This is a genomic window from Tenacibaculum soleae, assembly GCF_030549005.1.
GTDB classification, from domain to species: domain Bacteria; phylum Bacteroidota; class Bacteroidia; order Flavobacteriales; family Flavobacteriaceae; genus Polaribacter; species Polaribacter soleae.
Map to the genome: position 1 here is coordinate 40,655 of NZ_JAUOSW010000008.1, position 19,883 is coordinate 60,537.

Genomic DNA, 19,883 nt, shown 5'->3' on the forward strand with positions numbered 1-19,883 from the left:
AAAGAAAAGTTATTATGAGCACAGAATTCAATAACATTTCATTCGACATGCCAAAAACACAATCAAATGCTATTAAAGTGATTGGAGTTGGTGGGGGAGGAAGTAATGCGGTAGACCACATGTATAATAAACAAATTCATGGGGTCGATTTCGTAATTTGTAATACCGATGCGCAAGCGTTAGAGAGTAGTCCCATTCCCAATAAAATTCAGTTAGGAGCCCATTTAACATCGGGGTTAGGAGCTGGTGCAAATCCGGATGTTGGTGCGCAAGCAGCAGCCGAAAGTATTCAAGAAATTCAACAAATGCTAAGCACGCATACTAAAATGGTATTTATTACCGCAGGTATGGGGGGTGGTACAGGTACTGGTGCGGCACCTATTATTGCCAAAATAGCAAAAGACATGGATATTTTAACGGTAGGTATCGTTACAATGCCATTTCAATTTGAAGGAAAAAGACGCTCTCAACAAGCTCAAAAAGGAATAGACGAATTACGTAAAAATGTAGATTCACTTATTATTATTAATAATAATAAACTTAGAGAGGTTTACGGAAATTTAGGTTTCAAAGCAGGTTTTTCTAAGGCAGATGAAGTTTTAGCTACCGCAGCTAAAGGTATTGCAGAAGTAATAACGCATCACTATAAACAAAACATCGATTTACACGATGCAAAAACTGTACTTTCTAATAGTGGAACTGCTATTATGGGATCAGCTAAAGAAACTGGAGATAATCGCGCTAAAAATGCAATTATAAAAGCATTAGATTCTCCATTGTTAAATGATAATAAAATTACTGGCGCTAAAAATGTATTGTTATTAATAGTTTCTGGTACAAATGAAGTTACTTTAGATGAAATAGGAGAGATCAATGACTATATTCAAGATGAAGCAGGTTATGATGCAAATATTATCATGGGGGTTGGTGAAGATGAATCTTTAGAGGATGGTATCGTTGTAACTATTGTAGCCACAGGTTTTACGGCCGATCAGCAAGGAACAATAACCAATACGGAAGTAAAAAAAATTGTTCATACCTTAGAAGATGAGCAAAAAGCAACCTATGATTTTGGTGAGCAAAAAGTGCAGGCTGCACCAGCAATAAACCAACCACTTACAACAAAAACACCATCAAAAATTGTTCATGTTTTAGAGGAGGAGGAAGAAGTTATAAAATCAAACTTTAATTTAACTCCAACAACCGCAGCAATAAAAAATATTGATGTAACATATGATGAAATTGCTATTGAAACAATTTCTGAAGATGATTTTATTATCACAAATGCTGTTAAGCAGAATAATGTTAAAAAAGAGGAGAAACAACAACCGCTTCAACAAGATTTATTATTTGACTTACCGGTAAATTCTTATGAAGAAGTAAAGCCTGAACCTCCAATAACAAATGTCATAAAAAATATTAATGTTATTGCCGAAGAAATAAAACCACAAGCACACCAAATAGAAAAGCGATATGTTTTAGATGATTTTAATGTACAGCCAACTATTGGTAAAAGCTCTACACCAATTGTAAAAGAACAAATTGAAGAAGAGTTGCAGTTTGAGGTAAAAACTAAAACTCAAGAAGAAATTAATAATATTGAAACAACAAGTGAAGAAGTTTCACCGTTAGATATTACTATTTCTGAGTTAAGAAAAAGAGCGCAAGAAAGACGTGAAAATATGAAAGGGTTTAATCATAAGTTTAGCGATCAGGTAAATAAAAATATCGATGAAATTGAGCGTCAACCAGCTTATAAAAGACAGGGGGTTGATATTAATGCAGGAGCAAATATTAGTAAGTCAGATACCGCGTTAAATACTGATAATAACGATTTTTTGCGTTCAAATAATTCGTTTTTACATGATAATGTAGATTAATGGAATAAAATAAAATATTTTAAATTCCCGTAAATCGGGAATTTTTTAATCCTAAAAAACTATTATGAGTTTGCAAAAAGAAGTAATGAATAAAATGAAAGAAGCTATGAAATCGAAAGATACCGTAGCTTTAACTGCATTAAGAGCATTGAAATCGGCCTTTATGTTAGCGAATACTGAAACTGGGGCAGGTGAGATATCTGAAGCTGAAGAACTAAAAATTATTCAAAAACAAGTAAAACAACGTAAGGACAGCGCTGCTGTTTTTTCTGAACAAGGAAGAGAGGATTTAGCAGCTCCAGAATTAGCAGAAGCAACTGTCCTAGAGCAATTTTTACCAGAATCATTATCTGAAGTTGAAATTGAAAAAGTAGTAAACGAGGTTATAGTAAAAGTTGGTGCTGAAGGAATGAAAGATATGGGTAAAGTAATGGGAATTGTTTCAAAACAATTAGCAGGGCAAGCTGATGGTAAAACGATCTCTACCCTAGTTAAAAAGAATTTGATGTAAATTATAATGGCTGCGTAGTTCAACTGGATAGAATATCAGATTTCGGCTCTGAGGGTTGGGGGTTCGAATCCCTTCGCGGTCACAAAATTAAGCACATAAAAAAAGCAATAGAAAGTACAATCTATTGCTTTTTTTATGCTTTTTATATAATTAATAATATTTAAGTTATAGTTCTAATATTTTTATTTGATTTCTACGTAGTTCAATTTTTGATTGTTTTTCTAGTGCCTTTAGTAACCTTGAAATAACAACTCTAGAAGTGTGTAAGTCATTTGCGATTTGTAAATGAGTAACATTTAAAACATCATTACCTATAACCATGGCTTTGTCTTTTAAATACTTTAACAAACGATCATTCATGTTTAAAAAGGCAATAGAATCTACAGCATCTATAAATTCGTTAAGTCTAGAATGGTAGCTGGCTAAAATGTATTCTTGCCAACTTTTATACTTACTTAACCACTCAGACATTTTGTTTTTAGGAATCATTAAAAGTGTAATATCTGTTTCAGCAACTGCTTTAATTTTACTTTTAGTTTCTCCCATACAGCATGATAGTGTCATGGCGCAAGTATCCCCTTTTTCGATATAATATAACACTAATTCATCGCCATCTTTGTCTTCTCGTAAAATTTTAATAGCTCCGCTAATTATTAATGGTATAGCTACCATGTAACTATTGACATCAATAATAATATCATCTTCTTTAAACTTTTTATAGATGGATACGTTTGCTATTTCTTGGAGTAGGTTTTCTTCAAATAAATAGCCATAATGTTGTTGTAGTTTAGTAATCAATTTTATAAGTATTTAGAAAGCATAATTTACGAAAATCAAAAATAGATATTGCTGATTTTTATCAGATTTTTGATTGATTTTATTTCTGAAATTTGTTGTAGTAATTAACAATAAATTGAAAATAAGATGAAAAAAAGAACACCAGTATCAGTAATTATGAGTAAAAACGTAATAACATTAAGTAGTAGTGATGATTTAATGCTTGCAGAAAAGTTATTTAAGAAAGAAAAGATAAGGCATATTCCTGTTGTAAGTGGTTCTGAAATAAAGGGAATGTTAAGTTATACTGACTTATTAAGAATTAGTTTTGCGGATGCTGCTGATGAAGATGAAAAAGATGTAGATACAGTGGTTTATAATATGTTTACTATTGATCAGGTAATGGTAAAAACATTAGTGACAGTAAATTCATCATCAACAATAAAAGAGGTTGCTGAAATTTTATCTAAAAAAGAATTTCATGCGTTACCTGTTGTTGATAATAATGAGTTGGTAGGTATTGTTACTACAACCGATTTAATTAATTATTTATTAGAACAATTTTAAACTAAAAAGAGGAGGTTTTTTAAACCTCCTCTTTTCTTTATTTTTAATTAACCAATTCTTTTAAATTTTTAATTGTTTCTGTTGGATTATCACTTTTAAATACATAACTACCGGCAACAAGTACATCAGCACCAGCTTCAATAAGTTGATTGGCATTTTGGTCGGTAACACCACCGTCAATTTCTATTTGACAATCAGAATTTGAAAATTCTATTAAATGTTTTAATTGACTTACTTTTTTGTAGGTGTTTTCAATGAATGATTGCCCACCAAAACCTGGGTTTACACTCATGATACACACCAAATCTAAATCAGCAATTACATCTTCTAAAACAGCAATTGGTGTATGCGGATTTAAGGCAACTCCAGCTTTCATGCCTGCAGCTTTTATTGCTTGTATTGTTCTGTGTAAATGTGTACAAGCTTCGTAATGTACCGTTAAAATGTCTGCGCCTAAGTCGGCAAAGGTTTTAATATATCTGTCAGGATCAACAATCATTAAATGTACATCGATTGTTTTGTTGGCGTGTTTTGAAATTGCTTTTAAAACAGGCATTCCAAAAGATATGTTGGGTACAAAAACACCGTCCATAATATCAATATGAAACCAATCGGCATCACTATTGTTTACCATTTCAATGTCTTGTTGTAAGTTAGCAAAATCTGCTGCTAAAATTGATGGTGCAATTAAATTACTCATTAGTTTGTTGTTGTGTTGTTATTTGTGCAAAGATACTTAATTCGTCTTTGCAAGAAACTATGGTAAAGTAATAAAATACATAAATATGCTTAGCCCTGATAGAACGGTTTGTGTGAGCTCTTTTTTGAAGGATGAAAAAAAAGCGAGTAGTGAAAGCAGGAAAAGGCTTCAAATAAAAAAACTCTCGAAAAATTAATTCGAGAGTTTATATATGTGTGTTTTGTAACATCAGTAAGATGACAAAAGGGGTCTGCGACTTCTAGCCTAAGTAAGTCATTAATATTTTAGATCTAGAAGTGTGCTTTAATCTTCTGATTGCTTTTTCTTTAATTTGACGTACACGCTCTCGAGTTAAATCGAACGTTTCACCGATTTCTTCTAAAGTCATTGGTTGGTGCTCTCCTAAACCGAAGTATAATTTTACAACATCCGCTTCACGAGGTGTTAAAGTTTCTAGTGCACGGTTAATTTCGATACGTAAAGATTCGTGTAATAATGTTTTATCTGGATTTGGAGATTCTCCTGAGTTTAATACATCGTATAAGTTAGAATCTTCACCTTCAATTAAAGGCGCATCCATTGATACGTGACGACCAGAGTTTTTCATTGACTCTTTTACGTCATTTACAGTCATGTCTAATTTCTTAGCAATTTCTTCAGGACTTGGAGGTCTTTCATTTTCTTGCTCTAAGAAAGCATACATTTTATTTATCTTGTTGATAGAACCAATCTTATTTAAAGGTAAACGTACAATACGTGATTGCTCTGCCAATGCTTGTAAGATAGATTGACGAATCCACCATACAGCGTATGAGATAAATTTAAATCCACGAGTTTCATCAAAACGTTTTGCTGCTTTAATTAAACCTAAATTACCTTCGTTAATTAAATCTGGTAATGTTAATCCTTGGTTTTGATATTGCTTTGCTACCGAGACAACGAAACGTAAATTGGCTTTAGTTAATTTTTCTAAGGCTCTTTGGTCACCAGCTTTAATTCTTTGTGCTAATTCTACTTCTTCATCGGCAGTAATTAAATCTACTTTTCCTATTTCTTGTAAATATTTGTCTAAAGAAGCAGTTTCTCTGTTAGTAACCTGCTTGGTAATTTTAAGTTGTCTCATCGAATTAAGTAATATTTTAATTTATCAATCGGTCTACATTAACTTATACGTATGATGTTGTTTTTTTGTTACAAAAAAAGATAATTTTTTTACTTTTATTTTTATCTCGTTAAAGAAATGTTAATTTTGTACTTTCGTGCATAAAAATAAGTGACAATTAATGAAAATAAGTGTCAAATTTAATTACAAACCAAACTTAGCTATTGAAAAGCCCTGACAATACAAAACTAAGCGACGAAGAACTGGTTAGTAAAATAGTAGAAAAAAATGATACTCATTTATTTGCTGTTTTGTATGATCGGTATGCGGGTGTTGTTTATAATAAATGTTATGGTTTTTCTAAAAATAAAGAAGAAGCACAAGATTTAACGCATGATGTGTTTATTCGTTTATTCGTAAAATTAAGAACTTTTAAAGGGAAGTCTAAGTTTTCTACCTGGTTGTATTCTTTTACCTATAATTTCTGCGTAAATTACGTGCAAAGAAATAAAGAGAAGAAAAAAGAAAAAGTAACTGTTGTAACCGATCAGATAAAAGAAGATAGTAATGAGGATGAGATAAATGATGCTGCATTGTTTGAACTTAAGGCTGATAAACTAGCAAAAGCTCTTGAAAAAATAGCTGTTTCTGAAAAGATGATTTTATTAATGAAATATCAAGATGATATGAGTATTAAAGAAATATCAGCAGCACTAGAGTTAGGAGATAGCGCAGTAAAAATGCGTTTAAAAAGAGCAAAAGAAAAAGTTATAAAGGCATATAACGCACTGTAATAATTATGGAAAATCCATTTAAGAAAATATTACATAATGAAGAATTGCCCGAGGCACTAAAAGGCAAAGTGCTTGGCGATGTGGCAATGATAAAGCTATCGATAGATATGGCTGATTTATTTGTGGTAAAATACCCAAATACAATTGCTGATTTATTAGGTGGTGGTGCGATTAAAGAAAAATCAAAAGAGACAGAATAACTAATAAAATTAATACCAATCATAGTAATTATGAATGCACTACAAATAGATATTTTAAAACCTTTTAAAAATATTTTTCAAGATATAATAGATTCACTGCCAACAGTTTTTGGATTTATTGGTTTTGTAATTTTAGCTTGGTTAATTATAAAGTTTTTTTTATTTATAGTTAAAAAAGCTTTAAGTAAAACAAAGATTGATGAATGGTCTAAAAAGCTAAGTAAAACAGAAATTTTTGGTAACTCAACAATAAATATTGTTTTAACAACAGCAATATTAGCTGTTTTGAAATGGTTTTTAATTTTAACATTTGTAATGGCAGGTTCAAATATATTTGGACTTGTAGTTGTTTCTGAAGGAATAAGAAGTTTTTTTGCTTATTTACCTAAATTATTAACTGCATTAGGAATTTTTGTAGCTGGAGCTTATTTAGGCACCATGGTAAAGAAAGCTATTCAAACATTATTTAAGTCTATGGAAATTTCAGGAGGAAATTTAGTAGGTAATATCGCTTTTTATTTAATTGTAGTTTTTTTGTCAATAACAGCGTTAGATCAAGCAGGAGTTGATACATCAGTAATAAAAAGTAATTTAACGTTATTGATAGGATCTGTGCTCTTAGCCTTCACATTAGCCTTTGGTTTAGGAGCAAAAGAAGTTGTAGCAAGATTGCTTTATGGATACTATTCAAGAAAAAATGTAAGTATTGGTAAAAAAGTTACTATAGGAGATATTAAAGGCGTTGTTACAGCAGTAGATAATATTTGTATGGTAATTACCACTGCTGATGGAAAGATAGTGTTGCCAATTAAAGACGTGGTAGACAGTAAAATAGTTATTGAAAATTAAAGAGTTTAAACTTTTTATTTTATATTTGTCAGTAATTGATAAAAAGAATTATAAAAATGATAGATTTCGGGGGACTTCTATCTTATAAGTAAAGACGTATTCTTTACTTTATGACCATCGAAAGATGGTCATTTTTTTTACTACAATTCGTGATTTATACTAATAAAATATTTCTCTAACTAAAGAAGGGTAGATTTGGAGGACTCTGTTTTATTTAGATTATTATAAATGACTTTCGGAAACGGAAGTTATTTTTAGTTGTAAACGTGCAGTTGTAGTTATAGAATAATAAAAAAAGCTACTGTTTTAAGTAGCTTTTTTTATTATTCGAAAGATAAGTGAAGAAAAACACCTCTTGTACCTAAAAAGTCAATAGGATCTGTCCATTGACTTGAAGACTTATTGTCATATACTGTTTCATTATTAATTGCAAAGATGCCTCTAATAGAAGGTGAGAACTTAAAATAACTCAAGTAAAAATCAACACCAATACCAACCTCGTACATAAAGTTACTAGAAGTGGTTCTAAACTGACCTGCAAAATTATCATTACTGTTGCCTTCATTACTAGAAAAATTATAATCGTATGATATTCCTCCTAATACATAAGGTCTTAAGTTGTTCATTCTATTAGTGCTTAATTTTAAGATAAAAGGTAGGTGTAAGTATGTGGCACCTACTTCTCTTGTTTTTACATTATCAGCACCAGCAATATGTTTAAACGTTAAAGTTTTAGTGTTAGATATTAATCCAGGTTCAAAACGTAAATTAAGATTCTCGTGTAGTTTTAAATCAGCAATTAAACCAACATTGAAACCTATTGATGACGATACATCTATTTCGGCATCATTAAAAGCACTTGGTTTGTATGCTATTTTATAACCGTTATTATTTAAGCCTAAATAAAATCCGTAATGAAATATTGGTTTATCAAAACTTGGTAGGTTTAATATTTTTTCTCTTTGTGCTTGAAAGCTGATTGTGAAAAATCCGAAAAATCCGAAAAGTAACAGTTTTTTTAACATATTATTTTAATGCGGTGTAAATTGATGCAACTCCAAAAGTTACAGGTAAATTCGTTGCACTCTTAAACCCATTTTTTTGTAAAATATTGTTAAAGGCTTCACCAAAAGGAAAAGAATTTGCACTTTCTGATAAATAAGAGTATGCAACTTTGTCTTTTGAAAATATTTTACCAATAATCGGTAAGATAAAATTAGTGTAAAATTTATACCCTTGTTTAAAAGGAAATTTTGTAGGGTTTGAAGTTTCTAATACCACAAATTTACCTCCGGGTTTTAAAACGCGTAATATTTCTGTTAACCCTTTGTCTAGGTTTTCAAAATTACGAACCCCAAAAGAAACAGTAATTGCATCAAAGGTATTGTCATTAAAAGGAATATTTTCACTATCACCAACAATCATTTCAATTTTATCAGATAAATTTACTTTTGAAATTTTTTGTTTTCCTACCTCTAGCATTCCAGCTGAAATGTCTAATCCAACAATTTTTTGAGGATTTAATTTAGCCATCATTAAAGCTAAATCACCAGTTCCGGTAGCGATGTCTAAAATTTGTTGCGGGTTATTTTCGCCAACTAATTTCACTACTTTTTTTCGCCAACTAACATCAATTCCTAATGAGATAACACGGTTTAATCCGTCGTAATCTTCAGAAATATTATCGAACATTTTGGCTACTTGTTCTTTTTTTCCTAATTCAGAATCCTTGTATGGCTTGATAGTTTTTGACATGTAATTTTAAAATTATCCGTTAATAGCAACTACTTCATTAATTTGATTTGGTAACATGTCTTTTAACATCGTTTCAATACCATTTTTTAAAGTTACCGTTGATGAAGGACAGCCACTACAAGCTCCTTGTAATATTACGCTAACTCTTTTAGTTTCTTGATCGTATGATTGAAAAGCGATGTTTCCTCCATCCGAAGCTACGGCTGGTTTAATGTATTCATCTAAAATGTCAACTATTTTAGCTTCTGTGTCTGTTAAATCTTCTTTCGGAATTTCAACATTTTGTTTTGTTTGTTGTTTTGGTAATTCCTGTATAATCGTTTTACCTTCTTGAATATAGTTTCTAATAAATGTGCGTACTTCTTGGTGTACTTCATTCCATTCTATCATGTCATATTTGGTAATCGATACATAGTTTTCAGAAATGAAAATTTCTTTTACAAATGAAAAACTGAATAATTCTTTTGCTAAAGGAGATGATTTGCTTGCTTCCTCAATGTTTTTAAACTCAACATCGGTTTGTGTAAGTGCTTTGTTTGTACCAAATTTCATTACTGCCGGATTTGGTGTAACTTCAGCATATACTTCAACAGCATCTTTTTTAACAGTTTCTTCTTTTACAAGAGTATTACCTTCTTGTAAATAGTTTTCTATTTGCGCTCTAACTTCTTCTTCAACATCTTCCCATTGCACAATGTCGTAACGTTGAATTGCAACAAAATTTGCTGTAATTAATATTTTTTTTACAAAAGGAAGGTAAAAAAGTTGTTGTGCTAAAGGTGAGTTTTTAGCCTCGTCTATATTATTAAATTCATAACTACCTCCATTTATTAAAATAGTGTTGCTCACAAATTTAAGAATGGTTTCGTTATTGGTTTCTTGTAGGGTTATTTTAATTGTACTCATAGGTTGTAAAATGAACTGCAAAATTACGGTAAAAAAGTGAGATATGTGTACATAAAAAATCCCGCAAATGCAGGATTTTTTTATAACGTTTGTTTCTGTTACGATTATAAATTGAATGTAATTGTTGCAGAAACTCTAGAGGTATTGTTATCTATCTTAATATCGCCAGGGTTATTTAAGGTGTAAAAATCCATACTTTCAGATTTTCGATATGATAAATCAAATTTGGTGTTTCCTAAATTATATCCTAATCCTAGTGTAAAACCTCTTAAGTTATCTTTATTTGTGCTTCCTCCAAAAGCATTTGGTAAGTTAGGATTTTTCTCATAGTGATATCCTCCTCTAACACTCATTCTGTCAAAACGCCATTCTGTACCAATATTTAAAGCATGTGTGCTTCTTAAGGTGTTCGAAAAACTTTGATTTGCGTCTACAAGTGTAGGGTCACTTTCTCTGTATTTAATATTTTTAAAATCTTTATAAGTGTAATCTACACTTAATAAACCTTTTTTTCCGAAAATAAAAGCACCACTTGCGGTTATTCTACCTGGTGTTTTAAAACGAAAACTATTAGGGCCATCATCAATAATATCATAAAAAGAACCAAGGTTTAAATTGTTAATTTCATTCATTGATAATCTGTCATAGTATTGCTCAATAACCTCTTCGTACCAGGTAGGTGTTTCATAGGTTAACCCAAAACGTAAGTTATTGTTAAGTTTATAAATGAAACCTAAACTAAGTGAAAACCCATTTCCTTGCATTTGAGTATTGGTTAAGTTATATGAGTTTAAAGCGTTTCCGTTATTATCTTCATTTGTTTCCTTTAAATGTGTAGTTTGTGTAAAATTAATGTCATGAAAATTTAAAGAACCACCTACATAAAGTTTGTTTTGATGTACAGCTGAAAATCCTAAGTTATAAGTAGCTGTTTCTCCTTCAAAAGAGTTGTTAAATTCATGATTAATAGAGTTTAAAAACTGTGTTTTGTTTGTGTCTGTATCATTTTCATGTTCGTAATACTTTAGGTAATCTCCATTGCTTAAGGCGTATGCTCCGTTAAAATCTTTTTTAATACTATAATTAATACTCACCGCAAAACGATTCCAATCTGAGCTAAAGTCTGAATCAAATGAAAGGATTGCTCCTGCTTGGGTTAGATTAAAAAAGTCATCTTGATTTTTAAAATTATCACCATAATAGTTAACATTTTGGTCTGTATTACGGTTGCCAACAGTAATAGAAAATAGGTTGTTTTTTGAAACAACTCCACCTGCAGGATTGATAAGTGTAGCAGATACATCACCACCTAAGGCTCCAAACGCGCCTCCCATTGCTTCAAAACGAGCGGTTCCGTAGTTTTCATTTTGAGAAAATAAAATACCTAAATCTGTATAGTTTAGAGATTGAGAAAAGGCTGTATATGTACTAGCGAACAATATCGCGAAAGTTAAAAGTTGTTTCATTTTTTTGTTAATTAATTTAAAAACTTATTCGAAAGTTTGTTTAGGTTATCGTCTACTGCTTCTTGAGCTACTACTTCTAGAGCTTCGGTTACTTGAAGAACTTCTGTTGCTGCTACTATTTCTTGATGAAGCTGAATGGCTACGAGAACTCCTGCTGGGTGTTGAATAATTTTTTGAACGATTACTTCTTTTAGATGATTTTGAGGATGAACTTTTAGGAGTTCGGTAGTTTTTTGTAGTACTGCTACGGTTACTTCTATTAGTTTTTCCACTACTTCTTGTGTTCCTGTTTCCGTTAGGGTTGTATCCTCTTGTGTACCTGTTATTCGTGTTTCTTGTAGATCGGGTGCCTCTTGTAGTTCTTGATGATCGTGTACTTCTAGAGGAACGAACACTACTGTTGTTTCCTCGTCTGTATGAATCTGAAGATCTTCTTGATGAAGAAGCTTTTCTATTATTGTTACTATATGTTCTTCTTGATGAAGTACGATTATTTCTATAAGCGGTTCTTCGGGTACCCCTATAGTAATTACTACCTCTATAAGGCCTGTAGTAGCGATTGTAGTTGTTTCGGTAATATGGTCTGTGATAATATGAGTTGTAAAAACCACCCATTCCTATATAAAATCCAGTATTGTAATAATGCCTGTTGTAAGGATTCCAGTAATTATGGTGTCCCCAGTAATAATTATTATAGCGAGATCTCCACCAAGGTCTGTGGTAGTTATACCCATAATAAAAATCCCAGTCATTATAATAGCCCCATTGAGGCGCAGTGTTTATATTAATAACAACATCATTCGTGTTATCGTTGTATCCCCAAGGTTGATTATTGTTATAGCTAATAGCTCCTGAGGTTGTTTCTTCTTCAATAAAATCTTCTTCGGTGTCGTATTCATTATTTTCAGAAGCATAGCTGTCGATGTCAGTAAAAATATCGGTACCATTAATTAGTCCTAAACGTTCAACCTCTTTTGTAAAGTAGTTTTCTTGATAGTCATCATATTCATTTTCATCAGCAATAACAACTTTACGTTGTGGTTGTTCTCGCCTTTCATAATTATCATCGTCATAAATTCCATCACCACTACCAGCAACTGTTTGTACTGTTCCGCATGAAACAAGTGTTGCTACCATAAATAATGATAGTATATAAAAAGACAGCTTTGTATTAGAGTAATGTAGCTTCATCGCTTAAATTTTTAGGTTATAAAAAACTAATTCGAAAATGGAAATGCAAAATATTATTTCTTTGTTGGGCTTGTACCCTTTTTAATGTAATTTTGCATAGACAATTTACGCATAAAAAATAACAATATTTATGCCAAACTTTTGAATATGAGCAAACATTTAACAAAAAGAGACGAAGATTACTCAAAATGGTACAACGAATTAGTTGTAAAAGCTGATTTGGCTGAGAACTCAGCGGTAAGAGGATGTATGGTTATTAAACCTTACGGATTTGCTATTTGGGAAAAAATGCAAGCAGAATTAGATAGAATGTTTAAGGAAACTGGGCATCAAAATGCGTATTTTCCGTTATTTGTACCTAAAAGTTTGTTTGAAGCGGAAGAAAAAAATGCAGAAGGATTTGCTAAAGAATGTGCTGTTGTAACACATTATCGTTTACAAAATGATCCTGATAATGAAGGTAAACTGCGCGTAGATCCTGAAGCAAAGTTAGAGGAAGAGTTAGTGGTGAGGCCAACTTCAGAAGCTATTATATGGAATACCTATAAAGGATGGATACAATCGTATCGTGATTTACCTTTATTAATAAATCAATGGGCAAACGTTGTTCGTTGGGAAATGCGTACTCGTTTATTTTTAAGAACTGCTGAATTTTTATGGCAAGAAGGGCATACCGCACATGCAACAAAAGCAGAAGCTATTTCAGAAGCAAAACAAATGCAAGAAGTTTATGCAACTTTTGCTGAGAATTTTATGGCAATGCCCGTAGTAAAAGGAGCAAAATCTGAAAGCGAACGATTTGCAGGAGCGGATGATACTTTAACTATTGAAGCATTAATGCAAGACGGAAAAGCACTGCAAGCAGGAACTTCTCACTTTTTAGGTCAGAATTTTGCAAAGGCTTTTGATGTTAAATACACTTCTAAAGAAGGAAAGAAAGAACATGTTTGGGCAACTTCTTGGGGAGTTTCAACACGTTTGATTGGTGGATTAATTATGACGCATTCTGATGATGCTGGGTTGGTATTGCCTCCGAAATTAGCGCCAATTCAAGTGGTAATTGTTCCTATATATAAAGGAGAAGAGCAATTAAATGCGATTTCTGAAAAGGTTGATGTAATTGTTAAAGAGTTACGTAAAAAGGGTGTTTCGGTTAAATTTGATGATAGAGATACGTTTAGACCAGGAGCTAAGTTTGCAGAATATGAACTAAAAGGTGTGCCAGTAAGAATGGCAATAGGAAAACGTGATTTAGAAAACGGTACAGTTGAGGTTGCTCGTCGTGATACTTTTGAAAAACAAACCATAGCTATTGACAAAGTGGTAAGTTTTGCAGCTAATTTGTTAGAAGAAATTCAAGATAACTTATTTAAGAGAGCTTTAAATTACAGAGCTGAGCACACTACAGAAGTTACAACTTTTGACGAATTTAAAGAGGTAATTGAAAATAAAGGAGGTTTTGTCTCCGCACATTGGGACGGAACAATAGAAACTGAAGATAAAATTAAAGAGTTAACCAAAGCAACTATAAGGTGTATTCCTAACGATGCTATAGAGGAGGAAGGAAAGTGTATTTTTACAGGAAAACCTTCTTCTAAAAAAGTACTCTTTGCAAAAGCCTATTAATACGATTATACAAACCCTGCTTTTGCAGGGTTTGTAATTTGTAGTAGTAAAAAAGAGTTAAATATTAAATAATTTCACTTTTTTCTTAAGTAAGAGGTTTTTAGTTAAGTGGTTAAAGTGTGTGTAGTTGTTTTTTAATGAGAAATATTCATTTATAGTTGATTTCAAGTAAGCATTATAGTGGCTTTTTTTTTAAGTTTTTATAGTGTGTAAAAAAAAATAGGTAAAAAAATAAAAAAACCTTTGTTCAATTAAAAAAGTGTTTCTATATTTGCACCCGCAATCAGGAAAAATGATTGTTATGGTCCGTTCGTCTAGGGGTTAGGACGCCAGGTTTTCATCCTGGTAACACGGGTTCGATTCCCGTACGGACTACAAGTTGTAATTGGTGTTTGAAAGAATTTAAACGTTTGAAAAAAACTACTAATTAAAGAATAAAATTATTGCAAATATCAAAAATTATTGTATATTTGCACCCGCAATCAGAATGATTGTTTTGGTCCGTTCGTCTAGGGGTTAGGACGCCAGGTTTTCATCCTGGTAACACGGGTTCGATTCCCGTACGGACTACAAAGTTTTTATAAACAATTAAGAATTTATATAATGGCAAATCACAAGTCAGCAATAAAAAGAATTAGAAGTAACGACGCAAAGCGTTTAAGAAATAAATATCAGCATAAAACAACTCGTAATGCTGTTAGAAGATTGAAAGCTACTGAAGATAAAAAAGAAGCAGAAGGAATGTTTTCTACAGTTGTTTCAATGTTAGATAAATTAGCAAAAAACAATATTATTCATAAGAATAAGGCTGCTAACTTAAAATCTAAATTAGCTAAACACGTAGCTTCTTTATAAGAAATTATATGTTAAAAAAAACGCTTTGATATTTATCGAAGCGTTTTTTTTTGTTCAAAATTTTAACAAATAAATTAAAGCTTTAAAAAAGTCTAGAGAAGAGATAGAAAGTTGTTTAGCTCTGCTTTTTTAAGATGTTGTAAAACAAACAAAGCAGTTGGGTTTACTTTATATAGCTTTGTTGTTTTAGAAAAAATACTGGTTTTTTACCAATCATATTTTTTATGAGCATCCAATCTAATGAAGATAAATAAGAGTACAGTAAATCCCCATAAAGAAGAGCCACCATAGCTGAAAAAAGGTAAGGGGATTCCGATTGTTGGTAGTAATCCAATTACCATTCCGACGTTTACCACCAAATGAAAAAATACAATAGAGGCAATTCCGTAGCCATATATCCTGCTAAATTTATTAGTTTGCTTTTCAGATAAGTAAATAATTCGGTATAGCAGTAGGGTGAATAAGATAATTACAGTAGCGCTTCCTAAAAAGCCCCATTCTTCACCAACAGTACTGTAAATGTAGTCTGTTTCTTGTTCGGGTACAAATTTCCCTTGCGTTCTATCACCTTGTAAAAACCCTTTTCCTAATAAACCACCTGAACTAATTGTTAGTTCTGACTGATAAGTATTATAGCCTTTGTTTTTAAGATCGGTTGTTTGTCCTAATAAGATATCAAATCGGTCTTTTTGATGTGGTTCTAGTATGTTATCATAAGTATAACCAATTCCAAAAATAAAAATACTTGTAAAAAGATATAAAGCAATTATTTTTAAGGCATTAAAACGAAGAAAACGTTTGTTTTTGTACAGCCCATATATACTTGTAAGTGTTATAATAAATAAACAGCTAATAAGTATCCATTTTGCACCAAAATATATGGTTAGTATAAATAAAATTATTGAACTAGCCCCAAATAAAAGATAACCTAGACTTAAACCCTCTCTATTTAAAACAAAAAAGAAAGCAAAATAAATTAAAACAGAACCCATGTCTGGTTGTAAAGCTATAAAAAAGGCGGGTAAAAACATTACGACAAATGTTTTTATTTGGTTTTTTATTAGCTTTAAGTTGTATTGCCGATCACTCATTAATTTAGCTAGTGCTAAAGCGGTAAATACTTTAGCAAATTCCGAAGGCTGAAGGCTAATGCCTCCAAAGTTATACCATGATGTTGCTCCATTAATTTTGCGGCCAAAAACTAATACACCGGCTAATAAAACAAGAGAAATGATATATAAAACACTGGCAAATTGCTCGTAAAATTTTGAGTTAAAAAAAAGAATTAAAATAATAAGAGGAATGGTTAAGGCAATAAATATTAGTTGCTTCCCGTATTTAGTTGAAAAATCAAAAACAGCCCTAGTTTCATCTGTTGATGAAGAAGCATAAATATTCATCCATCCAAAGCCTACAAGTAGTATGTATAATAAAACAAGTAACCAATCGATGCCTTCAAAAATGTTATTTCTTTCCTGGCGCAAGAGTATCTTTCTTTTTAATTAATTTATCATATTCTTTTTGAAGACTTAGATTTATCATACGTTCTTCAACATACTTTTTAGTAATTGTTCCCTTAATATATTTTTCAATCATAAGACTTGTTATAGGTGTTGCTATTGTAGATCCATAACCACCATTTTCGATATAAACTGCCATAGCTATTTTCGGATTATCTTTAGGAGCAAAAGCAATTAGTATCGAATGATCTTGAGCTTGTACTTTTTCTCCATCAATGATTTTAATTTTATTTTCAGCAGTTCCTGTTTTTCCACAAATATCAATTCCTTCTATCTGGTGCCATTTGGCAGTTCCGTATGTAAATACTTCATGCATAGCTTCAATTGCTATTGGAAAGTGTTTAGGATTTATGGTTGTGTTTCTTTTTGTTGAATATGTTGAGTCAACAATTGTTTTGTTATCTATTTTTTTTACAATATGTGGGGTGTAAAAGTAACCTCTATTGGCAATGGCTGCTGTCATATTAGCTAATTGCATTGGGGTGGTTAATATTTCTCCTTGCCCTATAGAATTTGAAATAGTATAACTAGATCTCCATCTGTTTCTGTACCATTTATTATAAAATTCAGCATCAGGGACCATTCCTTTTCTTCCTGCAGGTAAATCATACCCTAAATAATTACCAAGTCCAAAACTTTCAACATGTTTGTTCCAGTTTTTCATACCAATTTTAGGGTCGTCAGTTTTATCAATAATTTTTTTATAGGTGGTTGCAAAATAACTATTACAAGATTTTGCTATGGCTGTTTTTAAACGAACAGGTCTTCCTGTAATACCGCAATGACACCCCATGAATTCATTCTTACGCGCTCCATATTTGTAACCATGATGGCAATAAACACCAAATTGTTCATCTATAACTTCTTCTTGTAAACCTATCAAGCCATTTAAAATTTTAAAAGGGGAGCCAGGAGGGTACATAGCTTGCAAGCCACGATCAAATGTTGGCATATTAATGGTGTCGTTAAATAATTTGACTGAATTAGGAGATCGTTTACGACCAACCAATAAATTTGGGTCATAAGATGGTGCAGTTACAAGAGCTAAAATTTCACCAGTTTTTGGTTCAATAGCAACAATTCCTCCTCTTTTTCCTTTCATTAATAATTCACCATATTTTTGAAGTTCACTATCAATAGTAAGCGTTAAATCTTTACCTGTTACGGCAAGGGTATCATATTTACCGTTTTTATATGAGCCGGTAATTTTATTTAGGTTGTTTCTTTTAAAACGTTTTTTTCCTTTTATTCCTCTAAGAATTTTTTCATATTGTTTTTCAACTCCTAACTTACCTATTAATTCACCTTGTTCGTAGTAATTACTTGTTCGTGCTTTCTTTTCATTTACTTCGGCGATGAACCCTAAAATATTCGCACCTGCTTTAATAGGATAGTCTCTAATGATACGTTTTTGAATGTAAAAACCATTGTATTTTGGCAATTTTTCTTGTAAGTAAGCAAAATCTTCTTTGGCTAATTGTTTTAAGAACTTTGAAGGTAGCCACCGGGCAAATTTTTCTGCTTTTTTAAAACGTTTTTTAAAATTTTCTTTGGTTATTTTTAAAAGAGAGCAAAACTCTAAAGTATCTAATGATTTAACATCTTTAGGAATTACCATTACATCATACGATAGTTGATTTGCTACTAATAATTCCCCATTTCTATCGTAAATATGTCCACGCTCAGGATAGTCGTATTCAATTTTAATAGCTGAACTTTGTATAGGGTTTAAGTTGGCCCCACGAATAATTTGTAGTTGAAATAATCGAGCAATATAAATTATAGCAACAAGGGTAATTAAAAATACAAGTAAGAAACTTCGTTTCATTGATTTTTTGCTAATTTAAAAGCAATAATTTGCTTTAGATTGGTTTTTTTTTAAAAATAAAACTTCCCAAAAAGTACAATACTAATGTGAATATACTAGAGTATAATGTGGTTAAAAGTACTTTTGAGAACGAGTAAAAACTAAAATTAATGAAACTAAACAAAATGAAGTGATGAACCAATGTTAAAATTACAGTGTAATTAAAAACTTTATCAAATGTTTCTAGTTTTAAGTTAAATAATAAATAATCAGCTTCATTTTTTTTAAAGATAGTTTTTATAAAAAAGAGTCTTATATAGGCGATAAATAAAATTGAAAATGCATGCATTCCGCCTGAATCAGAAAAGGCATCTACACATAAACCTAGTAAAAAAGAAAGGGTTAGAAATGGAAATCTATTTATGTTTAAAGGGTATAAAAAAACAAAAACAATATATAAGTAGGGGTTTATATAACCTAAAAACAGAATGTTATTTAGTACAATAACTTGTAACAAAAGTAAAAATACAAATAAAAATATGATGTAAATTGTTCTATTCATTCTTATTTTCTACTCTTTTAATTTCCTCTTTATTAAGGTTTGTTATTATATAAATATGTTTTAAGTTGGTCATGTCATTAAATAGCTTAATGTCGATAGTGTTTGAAGCAGAAAGCTCTTCAGGTATTTTACTAACAAATCCAATAGGTATTCCTTCGGGAAAAATAGTCGATTTACCACCTGTAACAACAGTGTCTCCTATTTTAAAAATAGCTTGACGTGGTATATCTGTTAGTTGAACAATATTATGATTTTTTCCATTCCACTTAAGAGTACCGTAGTAATTATTGTTTTTAAAACTAGCGTTAATACTACTTTTAGCATTTAAGATAGATTGAATTCTAGAAAATTTGTTATCTACATTATCAGTAATTCCAATAATTCCATTACTATTAATAACTGCCATTTCAGTAGAAACTCCATGACTACCACCTCTATTTATTGTGATAAAATTATTGTTGTTATTGTAAGTGTTGTTTATTATTTTACCACTAATATATAAGAATTTTTGATGAGAATTAGTTGTGCTCTTATGCGTGTTTATGGTATCATTAAGAGAATGAAGTAAAGCTATTTTGTTTTTTAGTTTGGTGTTTTCTTCAGTTAGTTTTTCGTTATAACTTTTTAAATTAATGTATTCAGAAAGGTTAGCTGATTTTTTATAAATACTACCTGTTATAAAATTTGTTGAGCTGATGAATTTACTTCGATGAAAGGTGTGGTTATTAAAGATTAATGCAACAGCAATAATTTCTAAAAAGACAAAAAACAAAAAGGTTTTATACCTCTGAAAGAAATAAATAAGCTGTTGCATA

Annotated in this window: 20 protein-coding genes and 3 tRNA genes; 11 read left to right on the forward strand and 12 right to left on the reverse strand. The window is 31.1% G+C overall.

Annotated features, from left to right (window positions below; translation table 11 throughout):
- Nucleotides 1–14 precede the first annotated feature (14 nt).
- The 3 genes from ftsZ (at nt 15) to Q4586_RS11540 (ending at nt 2,473) form a co-directional block, all read left to right on the forward strand.
- Nucleotides 15–1,880: a cell division protein FtsZ gene (ftsZ, locus tag Q4586_RS11530; RefSeq protein ID WP_303529101.1), complete on the forward strand. Its 1,866-nt coding sequence runs from the start codon at nt 15–17 to the stop codon at nt 1,878–1,880.
- A 64-nt stretch (nt 1,881–1,944) separates the two neighbouring features.
- Nucleotides 1,945–2,391: a GatB/YqeY domain-containing protein gene (locus Q4586_RS11535; protein ID WP_068701313.1), complete on the forward strand. Its 447-nt coding sequence runs from the start codon at nt 1,945–1,947 to the stop codon at nt 2,389–2,391.
- 8 nt (nt 2,392–2,399) lie between these two features.
- Nucleotides 2,400–2,473, forward strand: a tRNA-Arg gene (locus Q4586_RS11540).
- 83 nt (nt 2,474–2,556) lie between these two features.
- On the opposite strand, the gene Q4586_RS11545 is transcribed toward Q4586_RS11540, so the two are convergent.
- The gene (locus Q4586_RS11545; RefSeq protein ID WP_303529104.1) at nt 2,557–3,189 is read right to left on the reverse strand and encodes a Crp/Fnr family transcriptional regulator; all 633 of its coding nucleotides are present in this window, start codon (nt 3,187–3,189) and stop codon (nt 2,557–2,559) included.
- Nucleotides 3,190–3,315: 126 nt separating this feature from the next.
- Between Q4586_RS11545 and Q4586_RS11550 the strand changes: the two genes are divergently transcribed.
- Nucleotides 3,316–3,735, forward strand: a complete 420-nt coding sequence (locus Q4586_RS11550; RefSeq protein WP_303529106.1) for a CBS domain-containing protein — start codon at nt 3,316–3,318, stop codon at nt 3,733–3,735.
- A 43-nt stretch (nt 3,736–3,778) separates the two neighbouring features.
- Here the strand turns inward: Q4586_RS11550 and rpe are convergent, their stop codons facing one another.
- Nucleotides 3,779–4,435, reverse strand: a complete 657-nt coding sequence (rpe, locus tag Q4586_RS11555) for a ribulose-phosphate 3-epimerase (RefSeq protein ID WP_068701307.1) — start codon at nt 4,433–4,435, stop codon at nt 3,779–3,781.
- 259 nt (nt 4,436–4,694) lie between these two features.
- On the reverse strand, nt 4,695–5,558 hold the full coding sequence (locus tag Q4586_RS11560; protein WP_028890199.1) for a sigma-70 family RNA polymerase sigma factor: 864 nt from the start codon (nt 5,556–5,558) through the stop codon (nt 4,695–4,697).
- 203 nt (nt 5,559–5,761) lie between these two features.
- Here Q4586_RS11560 and Q4586_RS11565 point away from each other — a divergent pair, with 203 nt between their 5' ends.
- Genes Q4586_RS11565 through Q4586_RS11575 form a run of 3 tightly spaced genes read left to right on the forward strand, consistent with a single transcriptional unit; the run spans nt 5,762 to nt 7,380 of the window.
- Entirely contained in the window at nt 5,762–6,331 is a 570-nt protein-coding gene (locus Q4586_RS11565; RefSeq protein ID WP_271406916.1) for an RNA polymerase sigma factor, read from the forward strand.
- Nucleotides 6,332–6,336: 5 nt separating this feature from the next.
- Complete coding sequence (locus tag Q4586_RS11570; RefSeq protein ID WP_068701303.1) at nt 6,337–6,531, forward strand: hypothetical protein; 195 nt, start codon at nt 6,337–6,339, stop codon at nt 6,529–6,531.
- 30 nt (nt 6,532–6,561) lie between these two features.
- On the forward strand, nt 6,562–7,380 hold the full coding sequence (locus Q4586_RS11575; protein ID WP_068701301.1) for a mechanosensitive ion channel family protein: 819 nt from the start codon (nt 6,562–6,564) through the stop codon (nt 7,378–7,380).
- 323 nt (nt 7,381–7,703) lie between these two features.
- Here the strand turns inward: Q4586_RS11575 and porT are convergent, their stop codons facing one another.
- The 5 genes from porT to Q4586_RS11600 form a co-directional block, all read right to left on the reverse strand.
- Nucleotides 7,704–8,405: a type IX secretion/gliding motility protein PorT/SprT gene (porT, locus tag Q4586_RS11580; RefSeq protein ID WP_068701300.1), complete on the reverse strand. Its 702-nt coding sequence runs from the start codon at nt 8,403–8,405 to the stop codon at nt 7,704–7,706.
- Nucleotide 8,406: 1 nt separating this feature from the next.
- A complete protein-coding gene (gene ubiE / locus Q4586_RS11585; RefSeq protein WP_068701298.1) occupies nt 8,407–9,135 on the reverse strand; it encodes a bifunctional demethylmenaquinone methyltransferase/2-methoxy-6-polyprenyl-1,4-benzoquinol methylase UbiE in 729 nt (242 codons plus the stop codon).
- Nucleotides 9,136–9,147: 12 nt separating this feature from the next.
- The gene (locus tag Q4586_RS11590) at nt 9,148–10,041 is read right to left on the reverse strand and encodes a NifU family protein (protein WP_068701296.1); all 894 of its coding nucleotides are present in this window, start codon (nt 10,039–10,041) and stop codon (nt 9,148–9,150) included.
- A 104-nt stretch (nt 10,042–10,145) separates the two neighbouring features.
- Nucleotides 10,146–11,507, reverse strand: coding sequence for an OmpP1/FadL family transporter (locus Q4586_RS11595; RefSeq protein WP_303529114.1), 1,362 nt, complete (start codon nt 11,505–11,507; stop codon nt 10,146–10,148).
- A 45-nt stretch (nt 11,508–11,552) separates the two neighbouring features.
- Nucleotides 11,553–12,698, reverse strand: a complete 1,146-nt coding sequence (locus Q4586_RS11600) for a hypothetical protein (RefSeq protein WP_303529116.1) — start codon at nt 12,696–12,698, stop codon at nt 11,553–11,555.
- Between the two features lie 147 nt (nt 12,699–12,845).
- On the opposite strand from Q4586_RS11600, the gene proS reads away from it, so the two are divergent.
- From proS to rpsT, 4 genes are all read left to right on the forward strand, one after another.
- A complete protein-coding gene (proS, locus tag Q4586_RS11605; protein WP_303529118.1) occupies nt 12,846–14,324 on the forward strand; it encodes a proline--tRNA ligase in 1,479 nt (492 codons plus the stop codon).
- A gap of 303 nt (nt 14,325–14,627) precedes the next feature.
- Nucleotides 14,628–14,699: transfer RNA gene (locus Q4586_RS11610), tRNA-Glu, on the forward strand.
- 123 nt (nt 14,700–14,822) lie between these two features.
- Nucleotides 14,823–14,894, forward strand: a tRNA-Glu gene (locus tag Q4586_RS11615).
- 33 nt (nt 14,895–14,927) lie between these two features.
- Entirely contained in the window at nt 14,928–15,179 is a 252-nt protein-coding gene (rpsT, locus tag Q4586_RS11620; protein WP_068701287.1) for a 30S ribosomal protein S20, read from the forward strand.
- Between the two features lie 206 nt (nt 15,180–15,385).
- Here rpsT and rodA read toward each other — a convergent pair whose 3' ends face one another.
- From rodA to mreC, 4 genes are read right to left on the reverse strand one after another with little or no spacing between them, the layout of a single operon-like run.
- On the reverse strand, nt 15,386–16,663 hold the full coding sequence (gene rodA, locus Q4586_RS11625) for a rod shape-determining protein RodA (RefSeq protein ID WP_303529121.1): 1,278 nt from the start codon (nt 16,661–16,663) through the stop codon (nt 15,386–15,388).
- Complete coding sequence (gene mrdA / locus Q4586_RS11630; RefSeq protein ID WP_303529122.1) at nt 16,644–18,527, reverse strand: penicillin-binding protein 2; 1,884 nt, start codon at nt 18,525–18,527, stop codon at nt 16,644–16,646. Before mrdA ends, rodA begins: the two co-directional genes overlap by 20 nt.
- A 34-nt stretch (nt 18,528–18,561) precedes the next feature.
- A complete protein-coding gene (gene mreD, locus Q4586_RS11635; RefSeq protein WP_271407063.1) occupies nt 18,562–19,068 on the reverse strand; it encodes a rod shape-determining protein MreD in 507 nt (168 codons plus the stop codon).
- On the reverse strand, nt 19,061–19,882 hold the full coding sequence (gene mreC / locus Q4586_RS11640; RefSeq protein ID WP_303529124.1) for a rod shape-determining protein MreC: 822 nt from the start codon (nt 19,880–19,882) through the stop codon (nt 19,061–19,063). The genes mreD and mreC overlap by 8 nt, the downstream gene beginning before the upstream one ends.
- Nucleotide 19,883: the final 1 nt, after the last annotated feature.